A 20059-nucleotide genomic window follows, 5' to 3' on the forward strand; every position below is an offset into this window, starting at 1 on the left:
GGTCTGGGCCGGGTCAGACGATCTTCTGGGCGGCCAGGAAGTCGACCAGCTTCTGGCCGCCGTCGCCCTCGTCGGGGACCTTCACGCCCTCGCCCTTGGGCGGGCGGCCGGCGAAGTCGAGCACCTGGCTGGTCGCCGAGCCCAGGCCCACCGTGCCCGGGTCGACGCCCAGGTCGGCCAGGGTGAGCTTCTGCACCGGCTTCTTCTTCGCCGCCATGATCCCCTTGAAGGAGGGGTAGCGCGGCTCGTTGATGGTGTCCCAGGTGGACACGATCGCCGGCAGCGGCGCCTCCAGCGCCCAGTAGCCGCCATCGGTCTGCCGCTCCACCTTGGCCACGCCGCCCTCGACGGTCAGCTTGCGGGCACCGGACAGCTGCGGCAGGCCCAGCCGCTCGGCCAGCAGCGCCGGCATCACCGACATCTGCGAGTCGGTGGCCTCCGCGCCGCACAGCACCAGGTCGTACTCCAGCTGCGACAGCGCCGCGGCCAGCACCGCGGAGGTCTGCACCGCGTCCGAGCCGTGGACGGCGTCGTCGGTGACGTGCACCGCGCGGTCGGCGCCCATCGACAGGCCCTTGCGGATGGCGTCGGCGGCCGAGTCCGGCCCCACGGTCAGGATGGTGACCTCGCCGCCCTGGGCCTCCTTGATCTGGAGGGCCTCCTCCAGGGCGTACTCGTCGATCTCGTTGAGCACGTTGTCCGCACTGGCCCGGGCCACGGTGTTGTCCGCCGGGTCCAGGGAACGCTCGCTCCCGGAGTCGGGGACCTGCTTGACCAGAACGACGATGTTCATCGTCAGACCTACCTCCGCGCTGGGGTCAGGGGCTCGCGGGCCCACGCCCGCCTGCTCCGATAGTGGAGGTTACCGCCGGGTAACGAGAACGCCCTCCCCGGCCCCGGTGACCCCCGTCACGCCGCGCCGTCGCGGTCGGGCGCGCCCCCCACCGGCTCGGCGGGGGCGACCAGCACGGGCCGCTCCGCGGGGACGACGGTCACCGCGGTGCCGGGGACCAGGTCGGCGCTCTCGGCGCTCGCGACATCCACCGCGACCTCGAGGTCTCCGGGCAGGGCGACCGCCAGGCGCGTGCTCGCGCCGGAGAAGGTGCGTGTCACCACCCGCCCGGCACCGGCCGGGTCGGCGGCGACGGTGAGCGACTCGGGGCGCACCAGCGCGACCACGTCCCCCGACGCCGGCAGCGCCCCGGTCACCGCCCGCCGGACGCCGAGCACGCGCACCCCCCCGTCGGTGGGCTCGGCGGGCAGCCGGTTCATCGTGCCGACGAACTCGGCGACGAACGCCGTCGCCGGCCGCTCGTACAGCTCGTCGGGCGAGGCCACCTGCTCCAGCCGCCCCTGCCGCAGCACGCCCACGCGGTCGGCCACCGACAGGGCCTCGGCCTGGTCGTGGGTCACGAAGACCGTGGTGATGCCGAGCTCGAGCTGGATGCGGCGGATCTCCTCCCGCAGCTGCACCCGGACCTGGGCGTCCAGGGCCGACAGCGGCTCGTCCAGCAGCAGCACCTGCGGCGCGACGGCGAGCGCCCGGGCCAGCGCCACCCGCTGCTGCTGACCCCCGGACAGCTGGTGGGGGTAGTGGCCGCCGCGGTCGGCCAGACCGACCAGCTCCAGGAGCTCGGCGGCCCGCCGCCGCTGCTCGCCCCGCCCGCGCCGGCGCACCCGCAGGCCGAAGGCGACGTTGCCGGCGACGGTGAGGTTCGGGAAGAGGCTGTAGGCCTGGAACACCATCCCCATGTCCCGCTTGCTGGCCGGGACGCCGGTGACGTCCCGGCCGTCCAGCAGCACCCGCCCGCTGTCGGGCCGCTCGAACCCGGCGATCGCCCGCAGCGCCGTCGTCTTCCCGCAGCCCGACGGGCCCAGCAGCGCGAGGAACTCGCCGCCGGTGACGTCGAGGTCCAGGCCGTCGAGGGCCAGCACCGAGCCGTAGCGGCGGGTGATGCCGTCGAGCCGGACGGCGACGCCGGGGCGCTCGCGCAGGTCGGGGGCCGCGGCGGCGCGCGCCGGGACCGGGGTGGTGGTCATGCGGACTCCTTCCCCGTCCGCCGGCGGTCCAGCGCGGAGATCAGCAGCAGCAGCAGCCAGGTCAGCAGCAGGGAGAGCACCGAGACCGCCACCGACAGCTGTGGCTGGGACCCGGAGATCTCCAGGATCCACGTCGGGAACGTCCGGAAGCCCAGGATCTGGGCGATGGTGAACTCCCCCAGCACCAGGGCGAGGGTGAGGAACGAGGCGTTGAGCACCGACGTGCGCAGCACCGGCAGCACGACCGAGACCAGCACCCGTGGCCAGGAGGCCCCCAGGTTGCGGGCGGCCTCGGTGAGGGTGCGCAGGTCGGTGCCGCGCAGCCCGGCGTCCAGGGCCCGGTAGACGAACGGCAGCGCGAGGACGACGTAGACGAAGACGAGGACCCACGGCAGCGACGGGCGCTGGAGGGCGAAGAAGACCTCGGCCAGCGGGGTGCCGAAGAAGTGGTCCGGGGCCCACGCCAGCACGCTGCGCACGCCGACGACCAGGGCGATCGGCGGGAGCACCAGTGGGAGCAGGGTGAGCAGCTCCACCGTCGTCCGCAGGCGGGGCAGGCGCAGCTCGACGAGGACGACGGTCGGCACCATGAGCAGCAGCGACAGCAGGACCGTCAGCACCGCGATGGTCAGCGAGCGGCCGAAGGTCTCGGCGAACCCCTCCGCGCCCGGGATCCGCGCGTAGTTCTCCGCCGTCAGCCCTCCCGTGCCGCGGTCGCGGACCGTGAACCACAGCGAGGCGGCGATCGGCACCAGGAAGTAGAGGCCGAACAGCGCGAGGACGGCCCAGCGCCAGGCGCCGGCCCCGCGCCGTCCCGGTCGGACCGGCGCCGCGGGCGCGACACCGCCGGCGCCGGCGATGCCGGAGGTGGCCATCGTCATGACAGCCACCGCTGGGTGCGGCGCTGCACCCAGGCGTAGAAGGCCATGACCAGGCCGATGAGCACGACCATCCCCAGCGCCAGGGCCTTGCCCAGGTTCTCCGAGCCGACGACGACGTTGCTGGAGAGGGCGTCGGCGATCTGCAGGGTGACCAGCGGGATGCTGCTGCCCACCAGCGCGCGGGCGGTGGCGTAGGCGGCGAACGCCGAGGCGAACAGCAGCATCGTGGCCCCGATGACCGGCGGCGCCAGGACCGGCCCACCGACGTGGCGCCAGTACTGCCAGCCGCTGGCCCCGAGGTTGTCCGCGGCCTCCCGCCACTGCGGGCGCAGTGCCTCCAGTGCCGGCGTGATGGTCAGGACCATCAGCGGGACCAGGAAGTACAGGTAGACCAGCGCCAGCCCGGCCATCGAGTACAGCGAGAAGCCCGACAGCCCGAGCGTGTCGGTGAGCAGCGCGGTGACCACGCCGGCGTTGCCGATCGTGGCGATGAAGGCGAAGGCCAGCGGGATGCCGCCGAAGTTGGCCAGCACGCCGGAGGCGGTGAGCACCAGTCTGCGCAGCAGCCGGCCCCGGCGCGCCCGCAGCACCGCGATCGCCAGCGTCAGGCCGAGCCCCGCACCGAGCACCGCGGTGATCGCCGACAGCTGCAGGCTGCCGACGTAGGCCCGCCGGTAGGCGCCCTCGGTGATCGTCGCGAGGTTGGCCGCCGACCAGTCCTCCTCGAACGTCACCGGGTCGGTGACCCGGAACGCCTCCACCCCGAGGACGACGACGGGCAGCACCAGGAAGACCGCCACGTACAGGAAGAACGGGACGGCGGCGAGCCGGACCAGCAGCCGGCCGCCCCCGCCCCGGCGCGCCGGTGGGCGCGCCCGGTCCGGGGCGGTGGCCTGCGGGCCGCCGTCCCGGACCGGGGTGTCCGCTGCGGTGCTCAGCCGGAGATCTCCGCGTTCCACCGCTCGGCAACCGCCTGCTGGGCAGCGGTCTCCTGCTCCTGGGTCGGGAACTCCGCGGTGCCCTCGACCGGCGGCAGCGCCGACAGCGCCTCGGTGTCGACCGTGCCGGCCTCCTCCATCGCCGGCAGCCGCACCGGTCGCGCGCCACCGTTGAGCCAGATGTTCTGGCCCTCGTCGCTGTAGAGGAACTCCTGCCACAACCGCGCGGCGGCCGGGTGCGGGGCGAACTTGCTGATCGCCTGGCTGTAGTAGCCGCCGAACAGGCCGTCGGTCGGGACGGCGACCTGCCACCGGGCACCCTGGTCGGTGAGGTCGTCGGTGAGGGCGGCGTTGTTGTAGTCCCAGTCGATGGAGATCGGGGTCTCGCCGCTGAGGATCGTCGCGGGGGTGATCTCGACGGGGTTCCAGTTGCCGGCGTCCTTCACCTGGCGGAAGAAGTCGATGCCCGGGCCGATGTCGTCGAGGCTGCCACCGTTGGCCAGCGAGGCGGCCCAGACGCCGGCGAACGCAGCCGCCGCCTGCGTCGGGTTGCCGTTGAGGGCGACCTGGCCGGCGTACTGCGGGTCCAGCAGCTGCGCGAAGGTGGTCGGGCACTGCGCGACGACCGTGGCGTTGCAGCCGATGGAGATGTAGCCCCCGTAGTCGTTGTACCAGTGGCCCTCGGGGTCCTTCTGGTCCTCGGGGATGTCGTCCCAGGTCTGCACCCGGTACGGGGCGAGCAGGTCCTGGGCCTGGGCCTGCCGGGCGAAGGCGGTGCCCAGGTCGAGCACGTCCGGGGCGCGGTCCTGGCCGCGCTGGCTGGTCACCGCGTTGAGCTCGTCCTGGCTGGACCCGTCGGGCAGGGCGCTGACGACCTCGATGTCGTACGTCTCGCTGAAGGTCTCGATCATCTCGCCGTAGTTCGCCCAGTCCGGCGGGAGGGCGATGACGTTGAGGGTGCCCTCGGCCTGGGCGGCCTCCACGAGGGCGTCGAGGTCACCGAAGTCCTGCAGCGAGGTCGCGGTCGCCGCGTCGCTGTCCGAGCCCCCGCCGCCGGAGCCCTCGTCCCCACCCCCGCACGCGGCCAGGACCAGGGCGGCGGTGGCCAGGGTGGCCGCCGTCCGCACGGTGGATCTTCTCGGGGCGCTGCGCTGCACGTCTGTCCTCCAGGGTGGGTCCGTCGAGCTGCCGGGATCGTGACAGGGAGCGGCCGTCCGGAACGGGGCGCCCACGCCGACGGCGGGTGTCGATCCCGGGAACGGCCGGTGCCCCGGCCCGCTCAGCGGCCGGTGAACGTCGCCTTGCCGGGGCCGCTCTCGAGGAAGGAGCGCATGCCGGTCTGCTGGTCCTCGGTGTCGAACAGCTCGGCGAACAGCCGGCTCTCGAGGGCCAGGCCCTCCTCGAGGGGCAGGTCCAGGCCCTCGTCGATGGCGCGCTTGGCCGCGGCCAGTGCCAGCGGCGGGCCCGCGGCGAACTTGCGGGCCATCGCCACCGCGGTGGACCGCACCTCGTCGTCGGGGACGACGGCGTCGGCCAGCCCGATCTCCACGGCCTCCTCGGCGCCGACGTGCCGGCCGGTGAAGACGAGGTCCTTGGCCTTCGCGGGTCCGACCAGGCGGGCCAGCCGCTGGGTACCGCCGGCGCCGGGGATGATCCCGAGCAGGATCTCCGGCTGACCGATCTTCGCCCCGGCGCCCATCACCCGGAAGTCCGCGCACAGGGCCAGCTCGTAGCCACCGCCGAGGGCGTAGCCGGTGATGGCGGCGATGACCGGCTTGGGGATGCGCTGGACGGCGGTGAAGGAGTTGGTGAGCTCGCGGCCCCAGGCGACCATGCCGCGGCCGTCGAGCTGGGACATGGCCTTGATGTCGGCGCCGGCGGCGAAGACCCGCTCCCCGCCGTAGAGCACCACCGCACGGACGTCCTCGCGCTCACCGGCCTCGAGCGCGGCGGCGCGCACCTCCATGTGCAGCTGCTCGTCGATCGCGTTCATCTTGGGACGGTCGAGGCGGATCGTGCCCACCCCGTCCGCCACCTGCAGGGTCACGAACTCCGGCGCTGCCATGGATGGCCTCCCAGGGGGTGGACGACGTCGTCGCCGCACCTTAGCCAGCGGGGGGACCCGGCGGCGCGGGCGGGAAGTGGTGGAGCCGCATGTCCTCCGGCACCTCGTCGTCGGGTACCACCACGAGGTCCGGCTCGCCGCGCGCCCCGGCGAGGGCGTCGACGAGGTCGCGGCACCGTCCGGGCGACGGCACGGAGAAGCCGGTACCGGTGACCACCCAGACCGCCGACCCCGCGGCCCGGTCGAGGACGTCGGCGGCCACCGCGGCCGAGGGGGTGCCGGTGGTGCGGCGGACGTAGTCGGTCCAGTCCACCCGGTCGGCGGGCCGCAGGTCCGGGTGGACGACCAGCTGCAGCCCCCGGTCGGACGGCACCAGCCGGTGTACTGCCGGCCCGAGCTGGTCGGGACAGAAGACGACGACGTCCCCCGCCCGGGCCACGGCCAGCGCGCGGGCCACCTCCCCCGCCTGCGTGCGAGGCGCGTCCAGCCCGGGCAGCGCGGTCGCCAGCCCCAGACCGGCCACCGCCGCCATGACGACGACCCGTGCGCGGACGCTGGGCAGCGCCACGGTCCCCAGCGCGACGAGGGTCAGGAACGGCAGGACGGCGACGCTGGTGTAGCGGGCCGACACCGCGCTGCCGGTGAGGACGCTGACCGCCGCCGCCACGAGGAGGGTCCCGAGCGTGAGGGTCAGCAGCGCCGCTCGGCACGGGCGCGGACGCAGGGACAGCAGCACCACGGGCACCCCGGGACGGCGGACCGCGGGGACAGCCAGCGCGCCCACCACCGCCAGCACCAGCAGCGCGGCGCCCAGCAGGCGCGCCGGCACCTGCCCCCCTCCCTGCCAGGCGTCCAACGCGACGGGCAGCACGCTGAGTCCGTGCAGCCGGGACCACGGCGTCCCCGTGTGGGCCAGCTGGACCAGCAGCGAGGGCACCCAGGGTGAGAAGAGCACCACCCCCAGGACGAGCCCGGTCAGCACCCGGGTCGCCGCCCGCCGCCGGGTGCGCAGGGCAGCCACGGCCACCAGTCCGGCCGCCGCGACCAGGTGCGCCGCCCACAGGTGCGTGAGCAGCAGCCCGCCGGTCACCACGCCCAGGGCCAGGACCGGCCACGCGCCGCGGGAGCGCAGCACCGCCCGCACGGCCATCGCGCCGAGCACGGTGAGCAGCACCAGCAGCGCGTACATCCGCGTCTCGCTGCCGTAGCGGATGAGGAACGGGGAGGTCGCCAGGAGCACGACCAGGGCGGACGCGGTGCGGCGGCCGGCCACCTGGCGGGCGACGCGCCAGGCGAGCGGCAGGGTCAGCACACCGAACGACCCGGACAGGGCGCGGACCGCTCCCGTGCCGGTGCCGAACAGGGTGATCCAGCCGTGCAGCAGCAGGTAGTACAGCGGCGGGGAACCGTCCTGCTCGAGCGCGGCCAGGAGCTCGGGCAGCGGCAGCCGCGCGATGGCGACGCTCTGCGCCTCGTCCAGCCACAGCTCCGGGGGTGCCACGAAGCGGGCCACCACCCCGGCGCAGACGGCGACCGCCACGACCACCGGGACGACGACGCCGACCCGGGACCGTTCGCCCAGCCGGGTGCCGATCCTGGCCAGCGGTCGGCTGCGCACCGCCACGGCCGGTGCGGCGCTCACCGCACCGTCGGGTCTAGGCGGCACGCGGGCGGCGCCGCGGCAGCACGGGGGCGTCCCGTCCCGTCCCGGACGCGGGCGTGGTGGCGTCGCCGTCGGCCGCGGACGCCACGGCGCCCTCGTGGTAGTCCTCCTCGACGTTCACCGCCCACACGTCGTGTGCGGTGCCGTCTGCGATGTTCTCGACGGTCAGCATGGCCGTCACCATCGAGTGGTCCTGGTTGTTGTACTTGTGCATGCCGTTGCGGCCCACCGGGTGCACGTTGGGCACCTCCTCCGCGAGCCACTCCCGGATGACGTCCACCCGCTCGTCGTAGCCGGCGTCGTAGACCGGGTACGCCTTGGGCATCCGCACCACGAAGCCGCGCTCCACCTGATCGGCGTCGACCAGCCCCAGCCGGGCCAGCTCGCTCGTGGCCAGGCGCACCAGCGCCTCGTCGTCGGACTCCCACATCCGGTCGCCCTCGTCGACGAAGTACTCCAGGCCCAGACAGGTCCGCCCGTCCTTGACCAGGAACGGCGACCAGCTCCCGAAGTTCTGGATCCGACCGACGCGGACCTCCGGGGAGTGGATGTAGATCCAGTTGTCCGGGAAGCCGGCCTCCTCGGGGACGACCAGGGCCACGGTCAGGAAGTCACGGTGGGACAGCCCCGCGGCCGCCTCGCGGACGTGCGCCGGCGCGGGCGGGTCCATCGCGAGCACCAGTTCGGGCAGCGGCATCGAGGAGATGACGTGGTCGGCCGGGATGCGCCGCGGCGACCCGCCGGCCCCGGTGGTGACGACGTCCACCGCGACCGCACCCCGGGCGTCCCGGTGGACGCCGGTGCAGCGGGCACCGGTGTGGACGGTCGCCCCGGCGTCCAGCACCCGCTCCAGCGTCCGCTCCCACATCATCCCCGGGCCGGTCCGCGGGTACTGGAAGCGGTCGATGAGCGTGGTGATCTGCCGGCCGGCAGTCGGGCGCAGCGCGTGCAGCACGGCCCGCCACAGGTCGAGGTCCTTGATCCGCTGGGCCGCCCAGTCGGCCTGGATGTCGGTGGCGGGGATGCCCCACACCTTCTCGGTGTAGGTCTTGAAGAAGATCCCGTAGAGCCGGCGCCCGAAGCGGGCCGACACCCAGCCCTCGAAGTGGCTCTGGTCGCGCGGGGGCCGCAGGCGGGCGGCCGCGTAGGAGGCCAGGCAGCGGGCCGCCTCCACCGGGCCCAGGCCGCGCAGGGCGTTCAGTGGCCGCAGCGGGTAGTCGAAGAGGCGGCCGGCGTAGTGGATCCGGGAGAGGCGGGGCCGGGAGAGGAACTCGTCGTCGTCGAGCATCTCGTGCCACCAGCGCTCGACCGCCGGCACCTTGGTGAAGAAGCGGTGCCCGCCGATGTCGAAGCGCCACCCGTCCCGCTCCACCGTGCGGCTGATGCCGCCGACGACGGTGTCGGCCTCGACGACGGTGACCGGCAGGCCGCGCCGGACGAGCTCGTGGGCCGCGGTCAGGCCGGCGGGCCCCGCGCCGACGACGACGGTGTGCTGCCGGGGTGCCGCCGATGATCCCTGCACGCGTCCTCCGAACGTCCCGGCGCCGCCGCCGGTGGTACGGGCCTCCGCCGGTGTCCGGGCCCGCGACGGGGGCGCCCTACCCCGGCCGGTCCGCGCCGGAACCTACCGCCGATCCCGGGCGGGCGTGCCAGACCTCCACCAGCCCGGTGGGCGTGGAGGTGGCCACGCGGGTGTAGTGCGCCGACAGCTCGGCCAGGACGGCGCGCGTGCGGCCGGCCTCGCGCACCTCCTCCTCCGCCCGGTCCAGGCCCAGCACCACGACGACGTCGAGGTCCCCGCGGACGGCCTCCAGCCGCACCGCGGGCGGGACCTGCTCCAGCGTGTCGAGGTCCGGCGCCATGCGACGCCACAGTGACGGCTCGTCGAACGCCACCTGGAAGTACGGGTGGACCGCCTCGTAGTGCCCGACGTCGACCCCTCCGGCCCGGACGGCCAGCCGGCTCGACTCGTGGCGCAGCGGATCGGGCACCCCGGGGACGGTGGCGACCGCCGACCGGCTGTACCGCAGGACGACCAGGGTCGAGGCAGGGGCGATCGCACCGGCCACCGACAGCAGCTCCCCGACCTCCGCCGCCGCCGCCCGCTGCGCCGGGAGCCGGGCGAGCGCCCCGACGGAGGCGGCCGTCACGAGGAGGACCACGGCCACCGCGGTCACCTGCCGGCTCCACCGGTGGGTCGCCGCCCACAACGCGAGCAGGAGGGGCGGGAACCAGGCCAGCCGGTCGGCGAGGAAGCCGAAGTCCGCCCCCAGGCGCCGCGGCGTGAGCCAGACGGCCAGGACCGACCCGGCGAGCAGCACGCCGAGCACTCCACGGTGCGGCCCACCGGCCGGGGTCCGCCGCAGGGCGAGCACGCCGAGGACCAGAAGCACCGCCGTCCCGACCGCCGCGGCGGCCACCACGGTCACCGGGGCGCCGTCGGTGCCCCAGTCGGTGACGAACGGCCGGGCGCCACGCACCAGGTCCCACAGCCGCCCGACCGAGGGTCGTCCCTCCGGCGTGGCCGGGGGTCCGTCACCGCCGGCGAGGTACACGGCGGTCAGCACCGCGCTCGGCAGGACGGCCACGACCGCGGGCAGGACGTGCCGCCCGAGGGCGGACCGCACCGCCGCCCCGCCCCGCACGCCGGCCCGGGCGCGGGCCAGCGCGAGGAGCAGGACCCCGCCCACGCCGACGGCCCACGGCAGCAGGTGCGCCGTCCAGGTGAGGACGCCCAGTGCCCCCACGCCGAGGACCGCCGCGGGCGACCACCCCGCCCGGCGGCGGAGGGCCGCGCCCAGGACGAGCAGCGCGCCGACCACCCCGAGCGCGAAGTTGTAGAAGCCGTAGGAGAGCAGGTGGGCGCCGGCGAACGGCAGGGCCGCCGCGCCCAGCCACCAGGCCTGCCGCGACACCCCGCGCGCGGCGTAGGCGAGCGCCGCGACCAGCCCGACCACGACGGCCGCGACGAGCACGCGCTCGGCGGTGTCGGGCCCGACCACCGGCAGCAGCCCGGCCAGCACCAGGGTGGTGAGCATGTTCGGGACGGGGGCGAGGTCGACCAGGTACTGCTCCCGGAGCAGCGCGCCCACGGCGTCGTCGTCACCGGAGTGCAGGAGCACCCAGGCGCCGGCCACGTGGGCCGGCCCGTCCTGCGTCGGCAGCGTGGGGAGCAGGAGGACCGGGACCAGCTGCACCGCCACGCCCAGCACGAGGACCGCCGCGAGCAGCGTCGTGGCGACGCCCGGGGACCCCCTCCAGGGTGCCCTCGGACGTGCGAGGGGACCCGGGAGGGGCTCCTCCATCAGGCCGCGCGGCGGGCGGTCCAGCGCCCGTCGGACCGCTGCAGGTGCAGCGCCAGCCCGAAGGTGTCCGACAGCGTCTGCGGGGTCAGCACCTGCTCGACCGGCCCGCCGGCCACCACCTCGCCGCCGCGCAGCAGCAGGGCGTGGGTGTAGCCCGGCGGGATCTCCTCGACGTGGTGGGTGACCAGGACCTGGGCCGGCGCGTACAGGTAGCGGGCGAGGTCGGACAGCCGGCTGACGAGGTCCTCCCGGCCGCCGAGGTCCAGACCCGCGCCCGGCTCGTCGAGCAGCAGCAGCTCGGGGTCGGGCATCAGCGCGCGGGCGATCTGCACGCGCTTGCGCTCGCCCTCGCTCAGCGTGCCGAACGGGCGGTGCGCCATCGGGGACACACCCCACTGCTGCATGAGCGTCGCCGCGCGGGTCAGGTCGTGGACGTCGTAGCGCTCCCGGAAGCGGCCGACGACCGCGTACCCGGCCGAGAGGACGACGTCGCCGGTGCGCTCGCCGGGCTCGATGCGCTGGGCCAGCGCGGCGCTGGTCAGGCCGATCCGCGGCCGGAGCTCGAAGACGTCGACCGCACCGAGGGTCTCCCCCAGCAGCTGCACCGTGCCCCGGGTGGGGTGCATGTGGGCGGCGGCCAGCTGCAGCAGCGTCGTCTTGCCCGCACCGTTGGGCCCCAGCACCACCCAGCGCTGGTCGGCCTCGACCGTCCAGTCGATCCCCCGCAGCAGGTGGGCCTGCCCTCGGACGACGTCCACCCCGTGCATCTCGACGACCGGCTCGCTCGACACACCCCCATCCAACCAACCCGCCCGGATCGACCGCCCTCCACCCGCCGGGAGCGTCGGGTTGGCACCATCAGTCCGTGCGCAGCAACCCGGACGACGCCACGGTCTGGCCCGGCTCCCCCACGCCGCTGGGGGCGCACTGGGACGGTACGGGCACCAACTTCGCCCTCTGGTCGGCCGGCGCGCACGCGGTGGACCTCTGCCTGTTCGACGACGACGGCACCGAGCACCGTCACCGGCTGCAGGAGACCACGCACCAGGTGTGGCACGGCCGGCTGCCCGGCGCCGGGCCCGGGCACCGCTACGGGTACCGGGTGCACGGCGGCTACGACCCCGGTTCCGGGGCGCGGTACAACCCGGCCAAGCTGCTGCTGGACCCCTACGCCCGCGCGGTGGACGGCGAGCTGACCCTGCACCCCGCGCTGTACGGCTACGTCCGGTCGATGCCGGACACCGTGCTCCCCGATCCGCACGACTCCGCGCCGTACGTGCCCCGCGGGGTGGTCGTCCACGACTCCTTCCCCTGGGACGGCGACCGGCGTCCGGGCACGAAGTGGTCGGACACCGTCATCTACGAGGTGCACGTCAAGGGCGCGACGATGCGCCACCCCGAGGTGCCGCCCGCGCTGCGCGGCACCTACGCGGGCCTGGCCCACCCCGCCTTCATCGCGCACCTGCAGCGCCTCGGGGTGACCGCGGTCGAACTGCTCCCGGTGCACCACTTCGTCAGCGAGCCCCACCTGCTGCGCCGCGGCATGACCAACTACTGGGGCTACAACACCCTCGGCTACTTCGCCCCGCACGCCGCCTACAGCTCGGCCGGCTCCGGTGGCCGCCAGGTGACCGAGTTCAAGGCGATGGTCAAGGCGCTGCACGCCGCCGGCATCGAGGTCGTCCTCGACGTCGTCTACAACCACACCGCCGAGGGCGACCACACCGGCCCGACCCTGTCGTTCAAGGGCATCGACAACGGCGGCTACTACCGGCTCGCCGGTGACGACCCCTCCCGCTACACCGACTACACCGGCTGCGGCAACACCCTCGACGTCCGGCGTCCGCCGGTGCTGGCACTGCTCATGGACTCCCTGCGGTACTGGGTCACCGAGATGCACGTCGACGGCTTCCGGTTCGACCTCGCCGCGGCGCTGGCCCGCTCGATGCACGACGTCGACCGGCTCTCGGCGTTCTTCGACGTCGTCCACCAGGACCCGGTGGTCAGCCAGGTGAAGCTCATCGCCGAACCCTGGGACATCGGCGAGGGCGGCTACCAGGTCGGCAACTTCCCGCCGCTGTGGACGGAGTGGAACGGCAAGTACCGCGACACCGTGCGGGACGTGTGGTCCGGTGCGCACGTGGGTGTCCGGGACCTCGCCTACCGGCTGACCGGCTCCTCCGACCTCTACCGCTCCGACGGGCGACGGCCGTTCGCCAGCATCAACTTCGTCACCGCCCACGACGGGTTCACCCTGGCCGACCTGGTCACCTACGAGCACAAGCGCAACGAGGCCAACGGCGAGGACAACCGGGACGGCGAGAGCCACAACCGGAACTGGAACTGCGGCGTGGAGGGTCCCACCGACGACCCGGGGACCACCGCACTCCGGGCCCGGCAGGTGCGCAACCACCTGGCCACGCTGCTGCTGTCGACCGGGGTCCCGATGCTCACCGCCGGCGACGAGCTCGGCCGCACCCAGCAGGGCAACAACAACGCCTACTGCCAGGACAACGAGATCTCCTGGATCGACTGGGACGCCGTCGACACGGACCTGCTCACCTTCGTGGCCCGCATCGTGGGGCTGCGCCGCTCGTCGCCGGTCCTGCGGCAGGAGGCCTTCTTCGAGGGCCACGAGATCCCCGGCACCGGCGGGACCCGGGACCTCGCCTGGTTCGCCCCCGGCGGCGAGCAGCTGACCACCGCGGACTGGTTCGACACCGGGCTGCAGACGATCGGGATGTACCTGGACGGGCGGGGCATCCGGCACCGCGACGAGCGCGGCCGCCCGGTCCAGGACGACTCCTACCTGCTGCAGGTGCACGCCGGGCCCGAGCCGGTCACCGTGCACCTGCCGGGGCCGCCCTGGTCGGACGGCTACGAGTTCGTCGTCTCGACGGAGTTCCCGACCGGCGCGCCACCCACGCCGGCGTTCGTCGCCCCGGGCCCGCTGGAGATGCCCCCGCGCAGTCTCTGGCTGCTGCGCGTGCTCCGCCGTCCCTGACCGCGGCACCCCGCGGGGTCCCGACCCCGCCGTGCTCCGGGCACACACCGCAGTCGGCTCCCGTGCGGTGCCGGTCCCACCGGGCCCGCGGTGCGCGAGGGACGCAGGCGACGGCTCCTGGCCGCGGGCGGACCGGTCGCGGGGGCCCGGAGGGCCTCCCCACCGGGACACGGGCAGCGGACGGCCCCGTCCCGGCTCCCGCCCCCGGCGTGCGGAGGGCGGGGCGGACGGGGTTCCTCCCTCAGTCCTGGACCTGCTCGAAGGTGATGACCGTCCAGCCGAGCAGCAGGCGGTCACCGTCGGAGAGCGGGTGGGCGACGCCGGGCTCGAGCTGGGTCCACTCGGTGGCCTCCGGACCCGCGACGTGCGTGCCGTTGAGCGAGCCGAGGTCGACCAGCGAGACCTCCCGGCCGTTGCGCTGGATCGCGGCGTGGGCCGAGGACAGCACGTTCTGGGTGTCGGCGATCGGCACCGGCCGCGCCGAACCGGCGGTGACCAGCTCGTGGTTGTCGGGCCGCCGGCCGAGGACGAGGTCCTCGTCGACGGTCACGACCAGGCCGTCGTCGAAACGCAGGATCGGTGCCGCGGCCGGTTCGGGCTTCCAGAAGGCGGTCGCCTCACCGCCGTCCGACTCCTGGGGCGCGGCCGCCGTGGCGCCGTGACCGGAGCTGCCGAAGCCGGCGTCGGAGCCGGCGGTGAACGACGACGCCGCCGGGGACGACGGCACCGCGGCCGACGAGGCGTGCGCGGCCGCGGCCAGCTGCAGCATCGCGCCGGACCCGGGGACGGTGCCCTCGACCAGGTCGTAGGCCACACCGGGGGGCATGGACGGCACCGGCTGGCCGGGGCCCACGTAGAGGGTCTGCCCGAGCTGGAAGCCGGTGGCGAGCGTGCAGCCGTCGACCGACGTGCCGGAGACCGGGACGCCGTCGACCGCGGGCTGGCCCTTGCCGCACCACAGCGCCACACCGGTGCCCGTGCCACCCGCGGTGTCGACCAGGACCAGCGCGAAGGACGCCGAGCTGCCGCCCAGCGACGCCACCTGACCCGCGACCGCGCCGAGCACGCGCTCGGCGCCGGGGCCGGAGACCCCCAGGCAGGCGTGCAGGGCGGCGACGAGCGCCGGCGCCCCCGGCGCGTCGACCCACAGCAGACCGCCTCCGCGTCGGGCGACGACGGAGTCTCCGGGCAGGACTTCACAGCGGTCGGGCATGGCGCAAGCCTAATGACCTCAGGCACGAGGAGGCGGACCGGCGACGCGCCACGCCGACACGCCGCACCGCGCCCGGGACCGGTGCGACCGGCGTGACGGTTGTGCCCTCCGGGGCCCCGCCCCGGGCGCCCGGCCCCCTGCCGGGTCCCGCCGCGAGCGCCCTCCCTCAGGCGCTGGCGACCACGCCGAGCTCGGCCGGGTCGGCCAGGTGCGGGGAGTTCGGCAGCACCCGCACGGTGTAGCCGAACGCGCCCGTGCGCTCCAGCGGCAGGGTCGCGGTGAACCAGTGCCGGGAGCCGTCGGTGTGCTCGTGCGTCATCGGCAGCGTGGTCACCTCGTGCAGCCCGTCGGCGTCGTCGACCCGCCCGTACGCCGCCTGCACCTGGACGTCGGCGGGGGTGAGGCCGGGCAGCTCCACCTCCGCGCGCAGCGCCAGCGTGGACCCGATCTCGGGGGTGTCCCCGGCGCCGGTCGCCTCGACGTGGGCGACCCGGACGGCGTTCCAGTGGTCGAGCAGGTGCGCCCGCCAGCCGGCCTCGGTCCGGGCCGCGCCGTAGCCGCTGTCGGCCATCGCGCGGGCGGAGCCGGCCGCCGGCACGTACAGCTGCTGCACGTAGTCGCGGACCATGCGGGTGGCCAGCACCTTGGGTCCGGTCTCGCGCAGGGTGTGGCGCACCATCTCGACCCAGCGGGTGGGGATGCCGTCGCGGTCGGTCTCGTAGAAGCGCGGCAGCACCTGGTTGCTCAGCAGGTCGTAGATCGCCCGCGCCTCGATCTCGTCCCGCCGGTCGGCGTCGCTGACGCCGTCGGCGGTGGGGATGGCCCAGCCGTTCTGGCCGTCGAACCACTCGTCCCACCACCCGTCGCGGATGGAGAGGTTCAGCCCGCCGTTGAGCGCGGCCTTCATGCCGGAGGTGCCGCAGGCCTCCAGCGGGCGCAGCGGGTTGTTCAGCCAGACGTCGCAGCCCCAGTAGAGGTAGCGGGCCATGCCGATGTCGTAGCCGGGCAGGAAGGCGATGCGGTGCCGGATCTCGGGGTCGTCGGCGAACTTCACCATCTGCTGGATCAGCTGCTTGCCGCCGTCGTCGGCCGGGTGGCTCTTGCCCGCGATGACCAGCTGGACGGGCCGCTCCGGGTCCAGCAGCAGGGCCTTGAGCCGCTCGGGGTCGCGCAGCATCAGCGTCAGCCGCTTGTACGAGGGCACCCGGCGGGCGAAGCCGATGGTGAGCACGTCGGGGTCGAAGGCGGTCGCGGTCCAGCCCACCTCCGACTCCGCCGCGCCCCGCGACAGCGCGGTGTCGCGCAGCCGCCGGCGCACCTCCTCGACCAGCCGGCCACGAAGCAGACGGCGGGTGCTCCACAGCTCACCGGCGGAGATGCGGTCGACGCCGTCGAAGTGCGCCGCGCCCTCCGCCTCCACGGGGTCGCCCTGGCTGCTGGCCTGGCTGCCCAGGTCGACCAGCTCCCGGGCGGTCCACGTGGGGGCGTGCACGCCGTTGGTGATCGAGCCGATCGGCACGTCGCCCTCGTCGAAGCCCGGCCACAGGTTGCGGAACATCGACCGGCTGACGTGCCCGTGCAGCTGGCTGACGCCGTTGGCACGCTGGCCCAGCCGCAGGCCCATGTGGGCCATGTTGAACTTGGTGGGGTCCTCCTCGGCGCCCAGCGGGATCAGCTGGTCGAGCGGGACGCCGAAGCCGGCGAAGTAGCGCTCGATGAGCGCGCGCGGGAAGCGGTCGATGCCGGCCGGCACCGGTGTGTGGGTGGTGAACACGGTGCCCGCCCGCACCGCCTGCAGCGCCTCGGCGAACGACAGCCCGTGTGACTCGGTCAGCTCGCGGATCCGCTCCACGCCCTGGAAGCCGGCGTGGCCCTCGTTGGCGTGGAAGACCTCCGGCTGCGGGGTGCCGGTGCGCGAGCAGTAGGCGCGTAGAGCACGGACGCCGCCGATGCCCAGCAGCATCTCCTGGCGCAGCCGGTGGTCCTCGTCCCCGCCGTAGAGCCGGTCGGTGACGCCCCGCTCGGCGGGCGCGTTCTCCTCGATGTCGCTGTCGAGGAGCAGCAGCGAGACCCGGCCCACCTGGGCGCGCCAGACGTGGGCGTGCAGGGTCCGCCCCTCGGGCAGCGGCACGGTGATGACGACCGCCGAGCCGTCGGGCTGGCGCAGCAGCTTCACCGGCAGCCCGTGCGGGTCCAGCGCGGGGTAGCGCTCGAGCTGCCAGCCGTCGGCGGACAGCCCCTGCTCGAAGTAGCCGGCGCGGTACAGCAGGCCCACCCCGATGAGCGGGACGCCGAGGTCGGAGGCGGCCTTGAGGTGGTCGCCGGCGAGGATGCCCAGGCCGCCGGAGTACTGCGGCAGCACCTCGGTGATGCCGAACTCCGCGGAGAAGTACGCGATGGACGCCGGCGCGTCGGCCCCGAGGGACTGGTACCAGTGCGGGCCCGACAGGTACTCCTGCAGGTCGTCGACGACGTCCTGCAGCCGGCGCAGGAAGCGACGGTCCCTGGCCAGCGCGGCCAGCCGCTGCGCCGACACCTCGCCGAGGACCTTCACCGGGTCCCCGTTGCAGGTGCTCCACAGGTTCGGGTCGAGGGCCTCGAACAGGTCGCGGGTCTCGGGGTGCCACGACCAGCGCAGGTTCGTCACGAGCTGCGACAGCGGCATCAGCTCCTCGGGGAGCGACGCACGGACGGTGAACCGACGGAGAGCACGCACGGGCCGAGACTAACCAGGGCCGGGCCCGGCCACAGGCCGTCGCCGGTGGGGTGCCCACGGGGGCGGCACGGTGCCCACCCGAGCGTCGCTGCCGGGTCCGCCGCCGACATGCCCGCGCGCCGCGGGATCGATAGCGTGGCCGCGATGACTCGCCGCGCTGACCTCCGTCTCGGCATCACCGATGTCGCCCCCGTCGTTGCCTGCGGGTCCTTCCCGGCCCGCGCCGTGGTCGGCGAACACCTGCCGATCACCGCCACCGTCTTCCGCGAGGGCCACGACGCCGTCGCGGCCAACGTCGTCTGGACCCCGCCCGGAGCGGACGGCGCCGCGCAGCCGCTGCGCCGCATGGCCCGCTTCGGGCCCGAGCCGGACCGGTGGATCACGACGGTCGTCCCCGACCGGGAGGGGATGTGGACCTACCAGGTCGAGGCGTGGAGCGACCCGCTGGCGACCTGGCACCACGCCGTCGAGGTGAAGATCGAGGCCGGCCAGGGCCCCGAGGACCTCGCCAACGACCTCGAGGAGGGCGCGCGGCTGCTCGACCGGGTCGCCGCCGGGGCCTCCGGCGAGTGGCGCGGGCGGGTCACCGACGCCGCCGCCGCGCTGCGCGACACCTCACGGGAGCTGACCGCCCGGGTGGCCCCGGCGCTGGCCGCCGGGCTGCAGGAGTACCTGCACGAGCACCCCGTCCGGGAGCTGGTCACGCCCGGGCCGCGGTACGAGGTGTGGGTCGACCGGCCGCGGGCCCTCTACGGCTCCTGGTACGAGTTCTTCCCCCGCTCGGAGGGCCCCGTCGTCGGCGGCACGCCCACCCACGGCACCTTCACCACCGCCGCCGACCGGCTGCCGGCGGTCGCCGACATGGGCTTCGACGTGGTCTACCTGCCGCCGATCCACCCGATCGGCAAGGTCAACCGCAAGGGGCGCAACAACACCCTCACGCCGGGTCCGGACGACGTCGGCTCACCGTGGGCCATCGGCAGCGACGAGGGCGGGCACGACGCCGTCCACCCGCAGCTGGGCACCATGGACGACTTCCGTGCCTTCGTCGCCCGCACCCGTGAGCTGGGCATGGAGGTGGCGCTGGACTTCGCGCTGCAGGCGGCGCCGGACCACCCGTGGGTGAAGAGCCACCCGGAGTGGTTCACCACCAAGCCCGACGGCACCATCGCCTACGCGGAGAACCCGCCGAAGAAGTACCAGGACATCTACCCGATCAACTTCGACAACGACCCCGAGGGCATCTACGCCGAGTGCCTGCGGGTGATCCGGGTCTGGATCGACGCCGGCGTGCGCATCTTCCGCGTGGACAACCCGCACACCAAGCCGCTGGACTTCTGGCACTGGCTGATCTGGACGGTCAAGGAGACCGACCCCGACGTGCTGTTCCTCGCCGAGGCCTTCACCCGGCCGGCGATGATGCACCAGCTCGCCCGCCTCGGGTACACGCAGTCCTACACGTACTTCACGTGGCGGACCCAGCGCGGCGAGCTCGAGGACTACGGCCGCGAGCTGGCCCGCAACTGCCACTACATGCGGCCGAACTTCTTCGTGAACACCCCGGACATCCTCCACGAGTCGCTGCAGTTCGGCGGCCCGCCGATGTTCAAGATCCGGGCCGTGCTCGCGTCGATGATGAGCCCCACCTGGGGCGTCTACTCCGGCTTCGAGCTGTTCGAGCACGTCGCCGTCCGCCCGGGCAGCGAGGAGTACCTGGACAGCGAGAAGTACCAGCTGCGGCCGCGGGACTGGGCCGCGGCCGAGGCCTCCGGGCGCAGCCTCGCGCCCTACCTCCGCCGACTCAACGAGATCCGTCGCGCCCACCCGGCCCTGCAGCAGCTGCGCACGCTGCGGTTCCACGGCGTGGACAACCCCAACCTGATCTGCTTCTCCAAGACCGACCCGGGCTCCCAGGACGCCGTCATCGTGGTGGTCAACCTCTCCAGCCACCACACCCAGATCGGCACCACCGCCCTGGACCTGCCCGCGCTCGGGCTGGAGTGGTACGAGCGGTTCACCGTGACCGACGAGCTGAACGGCGCGAGCTACGACTGGGGCCAGTTCAACTACCTGGAGCTCGACCCCTACCGGGAGCCTGCGCACGTCTTCTCCGTCACCTACCCCCGCGCGGTCCAGGTGCCGCCGCCGGTCGCCTGACAGAGGACCCGCGTCCCCCCGCACGCGGGCCACGAACTCCCATCCGCTCCCCTGCTGAACCGAGGGCGACTTCCTGC

The 20059-nt window shown here is 74.3% G+C and carries 14 protein-coding genes; 2 read left to right on the top strand and 12 right to left on the bottom strand.

The window, feature by feature from the left end; translation table 11 throughout:
* Positions 1 to 13: 13 nt before the first annotated feature.
* From ACI78V_RS07430 to ACI78V_RS07475, 10 genes are all read right to left on the bottom strand, one after another.
* Entirely contained in the window at positions 14 to 793 is a 780-nt protein-coding gene (locus tag ACI78V_RS07430; protein ID WP_456850189.1) for an electron transfer flavoprotein subunit beta/FixA family protein, read from the bottom strand.
* Between the two features lie 116 nt (positions 794 to 909).
* Complete coding sequence (locus ACI78V_RS07435) at positions 910 to 2040, bottom strand: ABC transporter ATP-binding protein (RefSeq protein WP_456850190.1); 1131 nt, start codon at positions 2038 to 2040, stop codon at positions 910 to 912.
* Complete coding sequence (locus ACI78V_RS07440) at positions 2037 to 2921, bottom strand: ABC transporter permease subunit (RefSeq protein ID WP_456850191.1); 885 nt, start codon at positions 2919 to 2921, stop codon at positions 2037 to 2039. Before ACI78V_RS07440 ends, ACI78V_RS07435 begins: the two co-directional genes overlap by 4 nt.
* Positions 2918 to 3880 carry an ABC transporter permease gene (locus ACI78V_RS07445; RefSeq protein WP_456850192.1) on the bottom strand — a complete coding sequence of 321 codons (963 nt, stop codon included), beginning with the start codon at positions 3878 to 3880 and terminating at the stop codon, positions 2918 to 2920. Before ACI78V_RS07445 ends, ACI78V_RS07440 begins: the two co-directional genes overlap by 4 nt.
* Complete coding sequence (locus tag ACI78V_RS07450; RefSeq protein WP_456850193.1) at positions 3856 to 5016, bottom strand: extracellular solute-binding protein; 1161 nt, start codon at positions 5014 to 5016, stop codon at positions 3856 to 3858. The genes ACI78V_RS07445 and ACI78V_RS07450 overlap by 25 nt, the downstream gene beginning before the upstream one ends.
* A 122-nt stretch (positions 5017 to 5138) precedes the next feature.
* On the bottom strand, positions 5139 to 5924 hold the full coding sequence (locus tag ACI78V_RS07455; protein WP_456850194.1) for an enoyl-CoA hydratase/isomerase family protein: 786 nt from the start codon (positions 5922 to 5924) through the stop codon (positions 5139 to 5141).
* Between the two features lie 40 nt (positions 5925 to 5964).
* Entirely contained in the window at positions 5965 to 7566 is a 1602-nt protein-coding gene (locus ACI78V_RS07460) for a glycosyltransferase family 39 protein (protein ID WP_456850195.1), read from the bottom strand.
* A 13-nt stretch (positions 7567 to 7579) separates the two neighbouring features.
* Entirely contained in the window at positions 7580 to 9109 is a 1530-nt protein-coding gene (locus ACI78V_RS07465) for an NAD(P)/FAD-dependent oxidoreductase (RefSeq protein WP_456850196.1), read from the bottom strand.
* A gap of 76 nt (positions 9110 to 9185) precedes the next feature.
* Entirely contained in the window at positions 9186 to 10790 is a 1605-nt protein-coding gene (locus tag ACI78V_RS07470) for a hypothetical protein (RefSeq protein ID WP_456850197.1), read from the bottom strand.
* 101 nt (positions 10791 to 10891) lie between these two features.
* Positions 10892 to 11683 (bottom strand): ABC transporter ATP-binding protein, encoded by a 792-nt coding sequence (locus ACI78V_RS07475; protein WP_456850198.1) that lies wholly within the window; start codon positions 11681 to 11683, stop codon positions 10892 to 10894.
* A gap of 74 nt (positions 11684 to 11757) precedes the next feature.
* On the opposite strand from ACI78V_RS07475, the gene glgX reads away from it, so the two are divergent.
* Positions 11758 to 13896: a glycogen debranching protein GlgX gene (glgX, locus tag ACI78V_RS07480; protein ID WP_456850199.1), complete on the top strand. Its 2139-nt coding sequence runs from the start codon at positions 11758 to 11760 to the stop codon at positions 13894 to 13896.
* A gap of 241 nt (positions 13897 to 14137) precedes the next feature.
* Here glgX and ACI78V_RS07485 read toward each other — a convergent pair whose 3' ends face one another.
* Positions 14138 to 15109, bottom strand: coding sequence for an FHA domain-containing protein (locus tag ACI78V_RS07485; protein ID WP_456850200.1), 972 nt, complete (start codon positions 15107 to 15109; stop codon positions 14138 to 14140).
* Positions 15110 to 15275: 166 nt separating this feature from the next.
* Entirely contained in the window at positions 15276 to 17825 is a 2550-nt protein-coding gene (gene glgP, locus ACI78V_RS07490; RefSeq protein WP_456850201.1) for an alpha-glucan family phosphorylase, read from the bottom strand.
* 144 nt (positions 17826 to 17969) lie between these two features.
* Here glgP and ACI78V_RS07495 point away from each other — a divergent pair, with 144 nt between their 5' ends.
* Positions 17970 to 19982, top strand: a complete 2013-nt coding sequence (locus tag ACI78V_RS07495) for an alpha-1,4-glucan--maltose-1-phosphate maltosyltransferase (RefSeq protein WP_456850202.1) — start codon at positions 17970 to 17972, stop codon at positions 19980 to 19982.
* The last annotated feature ends 77 nt before the right edge of the window (positions 19983 to 20059 follow it).

This window comes from Geodermatophilus sp. SYSU D00742 (assembly GCF_054049935.1).

Excerpts from the sequence above, each read along its gene's own strand:
- ACI78V_RS07430 (WP_456850189.1), bottom strand. The coding sequence starts at position 793 with ATGAACATCGTCGTTCTGGTCAAGCAGGTCCCCGACTCCGGGAGCGAG.
- ACI78V_RS07435 (WP_456850190.1), bottom strand. The coding sequence starts at position 2,040 with ATGACCACCACCCCGGTCCCGGCGCGCGCCGCCGCGGCCCCCGACCTG.
- ACI78V_RS07440 (WP_456850191.1), bottom strand. The coding sequence starts at position 2,921 with ATGACGATGGCCACCTCCGGCATCGCCGGCGCCGGCGGTGTCGCGCCC.
- ACI78V_RS07455 (WP_456850194.1), bottom strand. The coding sequence starts at position 5,924 with ATGGCAGCGCCGGAGTTCGTGACCCTGCAGGTGGCGGACGGGGTGGGC.
- ACI78V_RS07485 (WP_456850200.1), bottom strand. The coding sequence starts at position 15,109 with ATGCCCGACCGCTGTGAAGTCCTGCCCGGAGACTCCGTCGTCGCCCGA.
- ACI78V_RS07495 (WP_456850202.1), top strand. The coding sequence starts at position 17,970 with ATGACTCGCCGCGCTGACCTCCGTCTCGGCATCACCGATGTCGCCCCC.